Origin of the sequence: Mycolicibacterium wolinskyi (genome assembly GCF_002101965.1) — a bacterium.
In the GTDB taxonomy this organism is placed as follows: domain Bacteria; phylum Actinomycetota; class Actinomycetes; order Mycobacteriales; family Mycobacteriaceae; genus Mycobacterium; species Mycobacterium wolinskyi.
The window spans coordinates 721,386-735,085 of the sequence record NZ_LQQA01000015.1 but is presented as its reverse complement, the minus strand read 5'-3'; the positions used below and the strand labels follow the sequence as shown (position 1 = coordinate 735,085).

Genomic DNA, 13,700 nt, shown 5'->3' with positions numbered 1-13,700 from the left:
TGCCCTCTACCCTGTCCGGGTGGCGCATTCGCATTCCCACTCGCATTCGCTGAGCGGCCCGTCTCCCCTCGGCCCGCTGGCCGCCAAGATCGTGGTCGGGCTGCTGATCGCCATCGGTGTCGCCGTGATCGCCGGTGCGGCGCTGCTGTGGCCGAGCCAGCAGAAGGTCGACATCCCGCTGCCGTTCCAGAACGCCGAAGGCGGCGCCGTGACGACCGAGGCCGGGCATGTGGTGGGCACTCGGGCGGCGAGCTGCGGTGACCAGTCGGTCGGCACGGTGTTGACCTCCGTACCGCAGCCCGCCGAGGGCGACAATGTCAGCTGCGTGCAGTCGATCATCTCGATCGATTCCGGCCCCAACGAGGGCGCTAACACGCTCCTGGAGTTCAGCGGCGGGCCTGGCCAGCCCAATCTTCTGGTGGGCGAGCACATCAGGATCACCCGCCAGGTCGACCCGACCGGCGCGACAACCTACTCGTTCTACGACTACGAGCGGAGCTGGTCGCTCATCGGCCTCGCGGTGGCGTTCGCGATCGTGGTGGTCGCGGTGGCCCGCTGGCGTGGGCTGCGCGCGCTGATCGGCATCGTGGTGGCCTTCGTCGTTCTCGTAGTGTTTCTGCTGCCCGCCCTGCGCGACGGAGCCTCGGCGGTTCCGGTGTCGCTCGTGGCGTCGGCGGTCATCCTCTATGCGGTCATCTATCTCGCCCACGGCGTGAGCCTGCGCACCAGCGCGGCCCTGCTCGGCACGCTGACCTCACTGTTGCTTGCGGCGTTACTGTCCTGGGCGGCAATAGAATTGGCCCATCTGACGGGCCTGTCGCAGGAGGAGAACAACGCCGTCGCAACCTACCTGGGCAACGTGTCGATCACCGGCTTACTGCTGGCCGGGTTCATCATCGGCTCGCTCGGTGTGCTCAACGACGTCACGATCACCCAGGCCTCGGCAGTCTTCGAGCTCGCCGAGCACGGCGGTACCCGGCGTTCCGTCTTCGTCGGAGCCATGCGGGTGGGCAGCGACCACATCGCGAGCACGGTCTACACCCTCGTGCTCGCCTATGCCGGCAGCGCGCTGCCGCTGTTGTTGTTGTTCAGCGTGGCCAACCGGTCGCTGGGCGACGTGTTGACCAGTGAGAGCGTGGCCATCGAGATCGCCAGGTCAGCGGTGGGCGGCATCGCGCTGGCCCTGTCGGTGCCGTTGACGACGGGGATCGCGGCCGTGCTGGCCACCCCGCAGCACACCGCCCGCTGAGTCGCGACGTTTGGTCACCGGGGCCACGGGTACCCGGCGACCGTGAGCCAGCCCCGTCACGCGCACAGCACTGAAGTGACCCTTGAGGTCGACGGCACAAGCCACCGTCTGACCGTCGACAACCGCGTCACGCTGCTGGACGCCCTACGCGAGAGACTCGGCGCGACAGCCCCGAAGAAGGGCTGTGACCACGGCCAGTGCGGATCGTGCACCGTGCTGGTCGACGGCCGCCGCGTCACCACGTGCCTGACGTTCGCGGTCGCCGCGGACGGTGCACACGTCACGACGGCCGCCGGTCTTGGACACGGAGACGAACTGCATCCGGTCGCCCAGGCGTTCTACGACGAAGACGCGTTCCAGTGCGGTTACTGCACACCCGGCCAGATCTGCTCGGCCGTCGGGATGCTCGACGAGGCCAAGTCGGGCGCGCCGAGCTATGTGACCGACGACCTTGAGGTGACACCCGTGCTCACCGACGACGAGATCCGCGAAAGGATGAGCGGCAACCTCTGCCGGTGTGCGGCGTACCCGAACATCGTCACCGCGATCGAACGGGCGGCCACGCAGTGAAACCGTTCGACTATCACCTGGCGACCAGCCCCGCCGACGCCGTGGCCATGCTGGCCGAGCATCCCGACGCGGCGTTTCTCGCGGGCGGCACAAACCTCGTCGACCACATGAAACTCGGTGTCGCCGAACCGGACCTGCTGGTCGACGTCAGCCACCTCGACCTGGCCGAGACCGTCCTCACCGACAGCGGCGTACGCATCGGCGCCAACGTGCGCAACAGCGACCTGGCCGCCGACCCGGTGATTTGCTCGCACTACCCGATGCTGGCCCGCGCGTTGCTGTCCGGGGCTTCTGGCCAGTTACGGAACTCCGCGACCACGGCCGGTAACCTGCTGCAGCGCACCAGATGCGTGTATTTCCAGGACGTCACCACCCCGTGCAACAAACGCGAACCCGGTAGCGGCTGCTCGGCGCTCGGTGGCTATGTCCGCTACCACGCGATCCTCGGTGCGTCCCCGCAATGCATCGCCGTGCATCCGTCGGACATGGCGGTCGCGATGTCCGCATTGGACGCCCATGTCGTGGTGCGAAACACCGAGGGCGAACGGCGGATTGCGCTCGACGAGTTCTATCGGCTTCCCGGTGACGAACCACACCGGGACACGGTCCTGCAGCACGGGGAGCTCATCACGGCCGTCGAGTTGCCCGCTCCGCCACCGGACGCGGTTTCGGACTATCGCAAGGTCCGTGACCGGGCGTCGTATGCGTTCGCCGTGGTTTCGGTGGCCGCCGAGCTGTCGTTCACCAGCACGTTCCAGATCGGTTCGGCCAGGATCGCTTTGGGCGGCGTCGCGCACAAGCCGTGGCGTGCGCGTAAGGCCGAAGCGGTGCTGATCGGCGACCAGCCGTCCGACGAGGTCTTCGCCGCCGCGGCCGATGCCGAACTCGCGCAAGCAGAGCCGCAGCCGGGCAACGAGTTCAAGGTGGACCTGGCCCGCCGCACGTTGATCGCCCAGTTGCGCATGCTGACCGCACGGAGGCGGCCATGACCTTGCTCGAACCGCAGGTGATCGGACATCCGGTGGGCCGCAGGGACGGTCGCGCCAAGGTCACCGGCACCGCGCCGTACGCATTCGAGCAGCAGGTCGATCACCCGGTGTATCTGCATCCGATCCAGGCCACCGTCGCCCGTGGCCGCGTACTCACCATGGACTCCACTGCGGCGCGCGATCTCGACGGTGTGCTCGACGTGCTGACGGTGTTCGACGCGCCCAAGCTGGCGGACGCTTCCGATGGTGAGCTCGCGATCCTGCAAGATGCCGAGGTGCACTTCCGCGGCCAGCTCATCGGCGGGGTCGTCGCCGAGACCGCCGAGATCGCCAGGGACGCCGCGGCTCTCGTCGTTGCCGAGTACGCGCAGGAGCCGCACGACGTCGAACTCGCCGTCGACTACCCGCGCCTGTACACGCCGGAATCGGTCAATCCGTCCTATCCGCCCGACACCGACGACGGCGACGTCGAGGCCGCCCTGGCCGCCGCCGAGGTGACCGTCGACGAGACCTATACGACTCCCATCGAGCACAACAATCCGATGGAACCGCACGCATGCGTCGCCCGGTGGACCGCATCCGACGGCCGGCCTGCTGTGGCGCTGTACGACTCGACGCAGGGTGTGCATGTGGTGCGCAAGACGCTCGCGCCGATCTTCGGACTCGAACCCGAGCAGATGCGGGTGATCGCCCCACACGTCGGCGGCGGGTTCGGGTCCAAGGGTGCACCGCACGCACACGATGTGCTGGCCCTCATGGCCGCCCAACGCAGCGGCGGCCGTCCCGTGAAGCTCGCGCTCACGCGTCAGCAGATGTTCGCGCTCGTCGGCTATCGCACCCCGACCATCCAGCGGCTGCGGTTGGGTGCCGACCGCAGCGGCCGGCTCACCGCGATCGTGCACGACGTGATCGAACAGACCTCGGCGGTCAAGGAATTCGCCGAGCAGACCGCGGTGACCACACGAAAGATGTACGCGTCGGCGAACCGGCGGACCACGCACCGGCTGGCCGAACTGGACGTGCCGGTACCGTTCTGGATGCGCGCACCGGGCGAATGCCCGGGCACCTATGCCGCCGAGGTCGCGATGGACGAACTCGCGGCGGCCTGCGATATCGATCCGATCGAACTGCGGATCCGCAACGAACCCGACGTCGATCCGGAGTCCGGCAAGCCGTGGTCGGCCCGTCATCTCGTCGAGTGCCTGAATGCGGGCGCCGAACGGTTCGGCTGGGCCTCCCGCGACCCGCGGCCCGCGAAAAGGCGTGTCGGCCAGTGGTTCACCGGGACAGGCGTGGCCGCCGCGACCTATCCCGGCATGGCGATGCCCGGTAACTCGGCACGGATCAGCTACGGGCCCGAAGGCCACTACACGGTGCAGATCGGGGCGGCCGACATCGGCACCGGCACGTGGACGACGCTGAGCCAGATCGCCGCCGACGCGTTGGGATGCGACCTGGCCGCGGTTGATCTGCAGATCGGTGACTCGACCCTGCCGGAGGCGTCGGTCGCGGGTGGCTCGTCGGGTATCACATCGTGGGGTTCGGCGATCGTGGCCGCGGCCAAGCAATTCCGTGCCGATCATGGCGACCCGCCCGCCGTCGGCGCGACGACCGTGGCGCAGGCCCCGGAGAATCCCGGCGCCGACAAGTTCACCGTGCAGTCCTTCGGCGCGCACTTCGTCGAGGCCCACGTCAACGCCGACACCGGCGAGATCCGCATACCCCGGATGCTCGGGGTGTTCTCGGTGGGCCGCGCCATCAACCCGCGCACGCTGCGCTCCCAGCTGATCGGCGGGATGACCATGGGCCTGTCCATGGCCCTGCACGAGGAGAGTGTCCGTGACCCGCGCTTCGGCCACGTGGTCACGCAGGATCTCGCGACGTACCACATCAGCGCCCACGCCGATGTGGCCGACATCGACGCCGTCTGGCTCGACGAGGCCGAAGAGCATTTCAACCCGATGGGCTCACGGGGCGCCGGGGAGATCGGCATCGTCGGCGCGGCGGCAGCCGTGGTCAACGCCGTCTACCACGCCACCGGTGTGCGGGTCCGCGACCTGCCGGTGACCTTGGACAAGGTCCTCGCCGGACTCCCCTGACTCAGCGGTCGAGCAGCTCCAAAAGGTATGCGCCGTAACCCGATTTGAGCAAGGTGTGGGCACGGGCCGCCAGCTGCTCGTCGTCGATGAACCCGACGCGCCAGGCGACCTCCTCGGGCACACTGATCTTGAGGCCCTGCCTGCGTTCGATCGTGCGCACGTAATCGCTTGCGTCGAGCAATGAGTCGAACGTGCCGGTGTCCAGCCACGCGGTGCCGCGGGCCATCACCTCGACCGCGAGCCGGCCCTGGTTGAGATAGGCCTGGTTGATCTCGGTGATCTCGTACTCGCCGCGGGCCGACGGACGCAGTGACCGCGCGATCTCGATGACATCGTTGTCGTAGAAGTACAGACCGGGCACGGCGTAGTGCGATTTGGGCGTCGCGGGCTTCTCCTCGAGGGACAGCGCGGTGCCGTCGGCACTGAACTCCACCACGCCGTAGGCCGTCGGATCGGCCACCCAGTACGCGAAAATCGCTCCGCCGCTGACATTCTGGAACCGGCGCAGGCTCGTGCCCAGGCCCGGCCCGTAGAAGATGTTGTCGCCGAGCACGAGCGCGACCTTGTCGGTGCCGATGTGGTCGGCGCCGATCACGAACGCCTGCGCCAAACCGTCCGGGCGGTCCTGCACGGCGTAGCTCAGGTTGATGCCGAAACCCGAACCGTCGCCGAGCAACCGGTGGAAGGCCGGGGCATCCTCGGCGGTGGTGATCACCTGGATGTCGCGGATGCCCGCCATCATGAGCGTGGACAGCGGGTAGTAGATCATCGGCTTGTCGTACACCGGCAGCATCTGCTTGCTGGCGCCCATCGTGATCGGGTACAGCCGCGTCCCTGACCCGCCGGCCAGAATGATGCCGCGCATCAGCCGGTGAGGTCCTGCTCGGTCAGATCGGTCGCGGCGAGCGCGGAAGCCAGCGTGTCGTGGCGGAACACCGACGTGACGTGGTCGCGCACGACGCGGAACGCCGACGCGCACGTGATCGTCTCACCGTCGGCGGTCGTGATGGTCTGCTCGGCGACGACGATCCCGTCGTGCACATACATCCGGCCGAGCACTGCGCTGGCCCCCACGGATTCGGCCCAGTCCCGCAGGGCCGCGTGGCCCTGGGCGGCCCCGGCCTCGTCGCCCACCTCGATGTCGTCGCTCGACAGCGAGATCAAGGTGTCGAAGTCCTTCTCGTTGAGCGCGTCGTGCCAGGCAAGAACCGTTGCGATCTCCGATGTGGTCATGAACGAAACGTACGCCACTCAGAACGGCGTGCGCTCAAGCCATGCGTCCCATACGGCGGTGTCGCCGAACACTTCGAGACCGAGATCGGCCGCCGTGCGGCGCCGGGTGGTCACCATCAGCAGGTCTTTGGCCGATCCACGCACCGCGGCGCTGCCCTTGCCGTGGTCGTGCGACCACCACACGCCGTCCTCGTCGTTGACGACGGTCCACTCCCCCGTGGGCCCGAGTACGTCGTCCGTGGCGTGCAGGTGCACGCTCTGCCCAGACTCCAGCGGAACCCGGTGGTACTTCTTGGCCTCGATGCACACGCGTTCGAGCCATTCGCTGATCGCGTCGGCGGCGAGTTCCGGGTCCAGGTCGTAGTCCACACCCAACGCCATTGCGGCGTCGGCCCGGTGCACGGTCGCCTCGTGCAGACGTCGCCGGATCCACCAGCCCGCGGGTCGTGGCCCCAGAAAGGTCCACACCCGCGCGTCGGAGCCGACCTGATCGACGGCCTTGGCGACCAATGCGGCACCTGAGTTGAGCCATTCGATGGCGCCGTCGAGATCGTCGGGCGGCTTGCCGTCGCGTACGTCGCGAGGATCCAGCTCAGTGGACCGGCGGTCGGCGATTATCTGTGCGGCCCAACGGTTTCCGCGGCCAACATGACGGAAGAGCTGTTTCAACGTCCAGTCCGGGCAGGTCGGGACGGGCGTTGCGGGATCGCCGGAGGCGATCAGCTCTCCGAAGGCACGGGTCTGGTCGAGCAGCGCGGCTCGGAAATCCACATCACGAACCTACCGCCGCGCGCGACTTCCCGAGCGCGATCGGCAGAGTCGACCATCCGCGTAGCACACGGGTGTCACGGCGGACCCCGTCGCCCGCGAGGCGCGCATCCGGATACCGCTCGAAGAACGCCCGCAGCCCCACCTCACCTTCGGCCCGGGCCAGCGCCGCACCCAGGCAGAAGTGCCTGCCGCCCGAGAACGACAGGTGCCGTCCGGCGTTGTCGCGTTCGATATCGAAGCGGTGCGGGTCGGTGAACACGTTCGGATCTCGGTTGGCCCCGGCGAGATGGATGACGATCAGCTCGCCGCGTTCCACCCACGTGCCCGCCACGTCGGCGTCGCGGGTGGCGATCCGGGCGCTCAGCTGCACGGGCGAGTCGAGCCGCAGGATCTCTTCCACGGCGTTGGGCCACAGATCCGGCCGGGCGGCCAGGGTGTCGAGGTGTTCGGGGTGCTCAAGCAGCATGCGGATGCCGTTGCCCAGCAGGTTCACCGTCGTCTCGAAGCCCGCCGCCAACACGAGGCCGGCCAGCGCCTTCATCTCCCGTTCGGTGAGCGGCTCGCCGGCCGCGCCCTCGTCGGAGGCCGTGATGATCTGGCTCATCAGGTCCTCGCCCGGGTTGCGGCGCAGCTCGCGCAGATGCCCGCCGAGCCAGTTGTCGAATCCGGCGATGCCCTCGTTGACCTGCTGATACTGGGCCCAGGACAGGCCGATGTCGAGACTGGGTGCCCCGAGTTCACCGAAGTGCAGGATGCGCGGCCGGTCGGCCTCGGGCACCCCGAGGATGTCGCCGATCACCGCGACGGGCAGCTTCGAGCAGTAGCGGTCGACGATATCGACAGCGCCGGGATCGCTGCCGAGGCCGTCGAGCAGTTCGGTCGCGGTTTCCTCGACCCGATCCCGCAGCCGTTTCACGGCCCGCGTGGTGAACACCGAGGACACGAGCTTGCGCATCCGGGTGTGCTCGGGAGGCTCGATCGACAGCAGCGACGGCGGTTCGATCGGGTGCAGCATTCCGGTGCTGGTCTTGTCGATGACCCAGCGCAGCGGTTTCGGCAGGTTCGAACCGAGCGAGCTGACCCGGAATTCCTCGGAGCGCAGCAGATCGTTGGCGACGCCGTAGTCGAACGTCAGCAGTACTGCGCGGCATCGGATCACCGGACCTCGGTCCCGCAGCTCATCGGCGAACGTGGCCGGGTCGGCGCGGACCACCGGATCGGCGATGAGCCGGGCTTGCGGATCCCCGTGCCGCATCCCGATCGCGGACAAGCCGCGTACCACCCCGTGCAGGGCCAGCCAACGGATCCGTTCCCGCATGTGGCCGAGCCTACGACCGGCCCAGCTGTTCTACAAGTGTCAAACAGTGCTGTTGGCTGCGCAGAGTTAGCTGCGCGGCTCGCCGCGGCCAAGCGCATACACGCGCCACCCCGCACTCTCCCAGCGCTTCGTATCGAGGCAGTTACGGCCGTCCACAATCACTTTCGCGCGGACGGTATCGGCCAGGACGGCGGGATCGAGATCGACGAACTCGGCCCACTCGGTGAGCACGAGGACTGCGTCGGCGCGGTCACACGCCTCGACGACCGACGTGGAGTAGTTCAGCGTCGGGAACACGCGCTGCGAATTCTCCATCGCCTTGGGGTCGTAGACGTTGACCGTGGCGCCGTTGAGCTGCAGCATGCCCGCGACGTTGAGGGCGGGCGAGTCGCGCACGTCGTCGGATTCGGGTTTGAACGCCGCGCCGAGGACGGCGATGTTGGAGCCCAGCAGAGATCCGCCGCAGACCCGCGTGGTCAGCTCGACCATCGCCGTGCGCCTGCGCATGTTGATGCTGTCGACCTCACGCAGGAACGTCAGCGCGTGGTTCGCGCCGAGTTCGCCGGCGCGGGCCATGAATGCGCGAATGTCCTTGGGCAGGCAGCCACCGCCGAAGCCCAGGCCCGCGTTGAGGAAGCGGCGGCCGATGCGCGGGTCGTAGCCGAGCGCGTCGGCCAGCAACGTCACGTCGGCGTCGGCGGCTTCACACACCTCCGAGATCGCGTTGATGAACGAGATCTTGGTCGCCAGAAACGCGTTCGCCGAAACCTTGACGAGTTCGGCGGTCTGCAGATCGGTGACCAGGAACGGCACACCGTCGTCGAGGAGCGGTGCGTACAGTTCGCGGACCGCCGCCTCGGCGCGTGAGTCTTTTGTCCTCCTCGCGTGCGGGCCTGAATCCTTCTGCACCCCAACGACGATCCGGTCCGGGTGCAGCGTGTCGTGCACGGCGAAACCTTCGCGAAGGAACTCCGGATTCCAGGCCACCTCGACGTCGACACCGGCCGGGGCCAGCCGCCGGGCCCGTTCGGCCAGGTCGGCGGCCGTGCCGACCGGCACGGTGGACTTGCCGACGATCACGGCCGACCGGCGCAGCGCCGGTACGAGCGCGTCGACGACGGCGTGCACGTGACGAAGGTCGGCGCCGTACTCGCCCTTCTTCTGCGGGGTGCCCACGCCGAGGAAATGCACGTCGGCGAAGTCGGCGGCCTCGGCGTAGTCGGTGGTGAACCGCAGCCGGCCCGCGGCGAGGTTGTCGTTCAACACTTTCCGCAGGCCCGGTTCGTAGAACGGGATATCGCCCGCGGCGAGCTTGGCGACCTTGCCCGGGTCGATGTCGACCCCGATCACCTCATGGCCGAGTTCGGCCATGCCTGCCGCATGTGTCGCGCCCAGATAGCCGGTGCCGAAGACGGTGCATCGCATACTGCCTCTATAGGCAGCCCCGATGAGCTAGCCGCTACGCGACACTGAGCGGCAGACCAACGACAGGTGACGGTTGGACGCTAGTGCCCGCCGCCGAACGGGAACGGCCACATGCCGCCACCGTCACCGCCCGACGAACCGCGGCCACCACCCGAACCGCCGCCCGGGTTCCAGCCGCCGGAGTCACCCGGATCCCAGCTACCCGAGCCACCGCCCGACGAACCGTGGCCACCTGAACCGCCGGGATTCCAGCCACCGTTACCGGAACCGGAACCCGGCCCCCAATCGTCATCGTCCGAGCCGCCGCCCGAACCGGGGAACGGCCACTGCGGGCTCTCCGGCTCCTCATGCGATGGCGGCTGCCACGGCGGGGTCTCAGGCTCCTGATACGGCGGACGCTGCGGTTCCCACGGCGGACGGAAGATTGACGGGATACGCGGCACGACCACGACCGGCGGCCGGTAGCCCGGCGGTTGATAGATCGGTGCCGGCGCGGGCAACACCGGGGCGGGCGCCACCGGCGCCGGGGCAGGCGGCGGAGCCACGGGAGCGGGAGCCGGGGCGGGTGCTGCCGGCGCGGGTGCCGGAGCAGGCGCCTGCGGTGCTTCGACGTAGACCGTGCGCGGCGGAGCCTGCGGCGCTTCCTGCACCACGGGCACCGGGGCCTTGATGGTCTCCGGTGGCGGCGCGGGCGGCGGGGCCTGCTGTACCGGTTTGGCTTCGGGAACCGGCGCGGGCGCCGGGGCTTTCGCCGGCGCGCTCGGAACCACCGCGCCTTGCGCGGGAGCCGGGCGCTGATCGACCGTCGGGCGGATGCTCACCGCCAACGAAATGACCAGTGCGACAACGCCGACGACGAACACCGACGTCAGCGCGCTGCCGACCAACAGGAACGGCTTGCGGCCCTCGTCGGCCGGAACCGCGTCGAACGCGGCGGGGTCGAGGTCGTCGACCGCGGAGTCGCCGAGCGGCGCGAGCTGGGTGTCGAGGCCGGCCAGCCCCGCATACGCGCTGCCCGCCGTGGTGCCGTCGGGATCCTGCGAGTACGCGAGCCCGACGGTGGACGCCTCGAACGCCGGTGCGTTGGCCGACGCCAGCGCCGCACCGCGGGCCAGCGCGAGCTCGGGCTCGTCGGGGGCGCTCACCGGCATCGACACCAGGTTTTCGAGGTGTGACTTGACAGAACTGACGTCGACGCCCGAACCGACGACGAACATGGCCTGCGGGGCGGCGTCCTGCGCGTCGACCGCGGCGACCATCTCGGTCAGCACGGCCATCGCGTCGGAGCTGTGCAGGCTACGGTCGAATACCTTGACGACCGAGCCGTCCTCGGTCTTGACGACCGACAGCGTCGCCGTGTCACGGTCGATGAACATCAACGCCGTGGTGTCGTACCCGACCGCACGGCCGACCGCCTGCGCGAGTGCGGCGGCGGCGTGGCCTTCCGACACCAGCATGACGTTTTCGATGCCGTGGGCCGTCAGTGCATCGCGCAGCGCGGACGCGTCCGAGTGGTCACTCCACGTGACCCCGATCGACTTCAGATGATGCCCGCCCGCAGCGGCGCTCTCTTGGGTTCCGAGGACGGCAGCGACCACCTGCTCGGCCGCGCTCGAAGTTGCCGAACCTTCGCCGGCGGTGACGTCGAAAGCGTCGTGATCGACCGTGACGCCGTCGGCTTTCTCCCCCTCGACCAGCACCATGCGGACCGTCGTAGGTGTCATCGACACACCCAATACGATGTCCACCAAGTCCTCCAAAACGTTTGCTACACTGCCTAAGTCGCCATTGGGCACGCATGTGACACGAGCCGACAACTAGAACCTTCATCGTCGCAACCAGCTCGATCGTTACAACCGAACGCGTTAGCTGACGGCGCGTAGTTCTGGTCGGACCGCGACGGCACGGTGCCCGCCGACGCCGGTAGTTAGACCCTACTCGGCAATACGACAAAAGGCGTCCACCGGTTCATCCCGCCTGGTCGTCCTCCAGTGATTTAGGCCGTTCTCCCAGCGGGCCGTCGAAGAGCCCGGGGCGGCGCAACGGCGAGTGGCCGTGGACGCCCTCGGCGTAGGCCGTCTCGGCGTGCTGGGTGAAGTCGACGCCCGTGGTTTCGTCCTCGGCGCTGACCCGGAATCCCATGAATCGGTCGATCACCTTGGCCACCGCGTAGGACATCGCGAAGGCGTAGACGGCGACGACGACCGCGGCCAGCAGCTGCTTACCCAACTGGGCCAGCCCGCCGCCGTAGAGCAGGCCTTCGGGGCCCGCGGTCATCACCTCGGTCGCGAGGAACCCGATCAGCAGTACCCCGACCACGCCGCCGACGAAGTGCACGCCGACCACGTCGAGCGAGTCGTCGTAGCCGAACCGGAACTTCAGGCCGATCGCGAACGAGCACACGATCCCGGCCGCCAGCCCGACGACGACCGCGCCCAGGGTGTTGACCGTGCCGCACGACGGCGTGATCGCGACGAGGCCGGCCACCACGCCCGACGCCGCGCCGAACGTCGTCGGCTTGCCGTCCCGGATCTGTTCGACGGTGAGCCAGCCCAGCATGCCCAGGCAACCGGCGACGAGCGTGTTGAGGAAGATCGCCGCGGCGGTGCCGTTGGCGGCCAGGGCTGAGCCCGCGTTGAACCCGAACCAGCCGAACCACAGCAAGCCCACGCCGAGCAACACAAACGGCAGGTTGTGCGGGCGCATCGCGTCCTTCTTGAATCCGATGCGGGGGCCGAGAACCAGCGCGAGCGCGAGCGCGGACGCGCCGGACACGATCTCTACGACCAGGCCACCCGCGTAATCGAGCACGCCGAGTTCGAACAGCCAGCCGCCGGGCCCCCACACCCAGTGCGCGACGACCGCGTACACCGCGACCGCCCACACCGGGACGAACACCATCCACGCGGCAAACCTCGCGCGGTCGGCGATCGCGCCGCTGATCAGCGCGGCCGTGATGATCGCGAAGGACAGCTGGAACGTCGCGAACAGCAGTTCGGGGACCGAGCCGCGCGCGGTCGTCGGATCGATGCCGAGCATCCCGAAGTGTTGGAGGCCGCCGATCAGGCCGCCGCCGGCGTCCTCGGAGAACGCGAGCGTGTAGCCGACGAGCAGCCACGCCACCGTGACGAGCGGGATCGAGATGAAGCTCATCATGATCATGTTCAGCACGCCGGTGGTGCGCACCATGCCGCCGTAGAAGATGGCGAGGCCGGGGGTCATCAGCAAAACCAGCGCGGTGCTCGCGAGCAGCCAGGCGGTGGCGGCCGGATCGATCTCTTGCATTCGGCGAGAATGTCGGTCTCGCGTTTCAACCGCGCGGCAAAGGTGTTTCCGAATTGTTTCGTGTTGCGTGCGGATTACCGAAAGTTCACACCCGCCGACCGTGGGCCCTTTGTACCGATATCCGCGGAAATCCGTCCATAACGCCCACGTTCGGGCCCGCCGCCTAGGACTTGAGGAAGTTCAGATGTGAGCGCGAGGGCGTCGGGCCCCGCTGACCCTGGTATTTCGAGCCGACCTTGTCGCTGCCGTACGGGTGCTCGGCCGGGCTCGTGAGGCGCAGCAGGCACAGCTGACCGATCTTCATGCCCGGCCACAGCGTGATGGGCAGGTTGGCGACGTTCGACAACTCCAGCGTGATGTGGCCGGAGAACCCCGGATCGATGAACCCGGCCGTGGAATGCGTCAACAAACCCAGACGGCCCAGCGACGACTTTCCCTCGAGCCGGCCCGCGAGATCGTCGGGCAGCGTGCACAGCTCCAGCGTCGAGCCCAGTACGAACTCGCCCGGATGCAGCACGAAGGGCTCGCCCTCGGCGGGTTCGACCAGGCTCGTCAGCTCGTCTTGCTGGATCGACGGGTCGATATGCGTGTACCGGGTGTTGTTGAACACCCGGAACAGGCTGTCGAGTCGAACGTCGATGCTCGACGGCTGCACCATGGCGTCGTCGAACGGCTCGAGGGCAAGGCGCTTCGCGGCGATCTCAGCCCGGATATCGCGATCGGAGAGCAGCACCCGACGAGACTATCCGTCCCCCGCCCGG

12 protein-coding genes are annotated in these 13,700 nt (G+C 68.3%); 4 read left to right on the top strand and 8 right to left on the bottom strand.

Annotated features, from left to right (window positions below; all coding sequences use genetic code 11):
• Positions 1–19: 19 nt before the first annotated feature.
• The 4 genes from AWC31_RS17935 to AWC31_RS17920 are packed head-to-tail and all read left to right on the top strand — an operon-like array spanning position 20 to position 4,907.
• Positions 20–1,249 carry a YibE/F family protein gene (locus tag AWC31_RS17935; RefSeq protein ID WP_085145398.1) on the top strand — a complete coding sequence of 410 codons (1,230 nt, stop codon included), beginning with the start codon at positions 20–22 and terminating at the stop codon, positions 1,247–1,249.
• Positions 1,250–1,291: 42 nt separating this feature from the next.
• Complete coding sequence (locus tag AWC31_RS17930) at positions 1,292–1,819, top strand: 2Fe-2S iron-sulfur cluster-binding protein (protein WP_085145397.1); 528 nt, start codon at positions 1,292–1,294, stop codon at positions 1,817–1,819.
• Entirely contained in the window at positions 1,816–2,808 is a 993-nt protein-coding gene (locus AWC31_RS17925; protein WP_085145396.1) for an FAD binding domain-containing protein, read from the top strand. The genes AWC31_RS17930 and AWC31_RS17925 overlap by 4 nt, the downstream gene beginning before the upstream one ends.
• A complete protein-coding gene (locus tag AWC31_RS17920; RefSeq protein ID WP_085145395.1) occupies positions 2,805–4,907 on the top strand; it encodes a xanthine dehydrogenase family protein molybdopterin-binding subunit in 2,103 nt (700 codons plus the stop codon). The genes AWC31_RS17925 and AWC31_RS17920 overlap by 4 nt, the downstream gene beginning before the upstream one ends.
• Position 4,908: 1 nt before the next feature.
• On the opposite strand, the gene rfbA is transcribed toward AWC31_RS17920, so the two are convergent.
• The 8 genes from rfbA to dcd form a co-directional block, all read right to left on the bottom strand.
• Positions 4,909–5,772, bottom strand: a complete 864-nt coding sequence (gene rfbA / locus AWC31_RS17915) for a glucose-1-phosphate thymidylyltransferase RfbA (RefSeq protein WP_085145394.1) — start codon at positions 5,770–5,772, stop codon at positions 4,909–4,911.
• Positions 5,772–6,140, bottom strand: coding sequence for a nuclear transport factor 2 family protein (locus AWC31_RS17910; RefSeq protein WP_085145525.1), 369 nt, complete (start codon positions 6,138–6,140; stop codon positions 5,772–5,774). Before AWC31_RS17910 ends, rfbA begins: the two co-directional genes overlap by 1 nt.
• Before the next feature lie 18 nt (positions 6,141–6,158).
• A complete protein-coding gene (locus AWC31_RS17905; protein WP_067853146.1) occupies positions 6,159–6,911 on the bottom strand; it encodes a maleylpyruvate isomerase family mycothiol-dependent enzyme in 753 nt (250 codons plus the stop codon).
• A 1-nt stretch (position 6,912) separates the two neighbouring features.
• A complete protein-coding gene (locus AWC31_RS17900; protein ID WP_165765985.1) occupies positions 6,913–8,229 on the bottom strand; it encodes a cytochrome P450 in 1,317 nt (438 codons plus the stop codon).
• Positions 8,230–8,295: 66 nt separating this feature from the next.
• On the bottom strand, positions 8,296–9,654 hold the full coding sequence (locus AWC31_RS17895) for a UDP-glucose dehydrogenase family protein (protein ID WP_085145393.1): 1,359 nt from the start codon (positions 9,652–9,654) through the stop codon (positions 8,296–8,298).
• Between the two features lie 80 nt (positions 9,655–9,734).
• Positions 9,735–11,402 carry a DUF7159 family protein gene (locus tag AWC31_RS17890; RefSeq protein ID WP_085145392.1) on the bottom strand — a complete coding sequence of 556 codons (1,668 nt, stop codon included), beginning with the start codon at positions 11,400–11,402 and terminating at the stop codon, positions 9,735–9,737.
• A gap of 220 nt (positions 11,403–11,622) precedes the next feature.
• Positions 11,623–12,939, bottom strand: a complete 1,317-nt coding sequence (locus AWC31_RS17885) for an ammonium transporter (RefSeq protein ID WP_067853133.1) — start codon at positions 12,937–12,939, stop codon at positions 11,623–11,625.
• A gap of 163 nt (positions 12,940–13,102) precedes the next feature.
• The gene (gene dcd, locus AWC31_RS17880) at positions 13,103–13,672 is read right to left on the bottom strand and encodes a dCTP deaminase (protein ID WP_067853131.1); all 570 of its coding nucleotides are present in this window, start codon (positions 13,670–13,672) and stop codon (positions 13,103–13,105) included.
• Between the last annotated feature and the right edge of the window lie 28 nt (positions 13,673–13,700).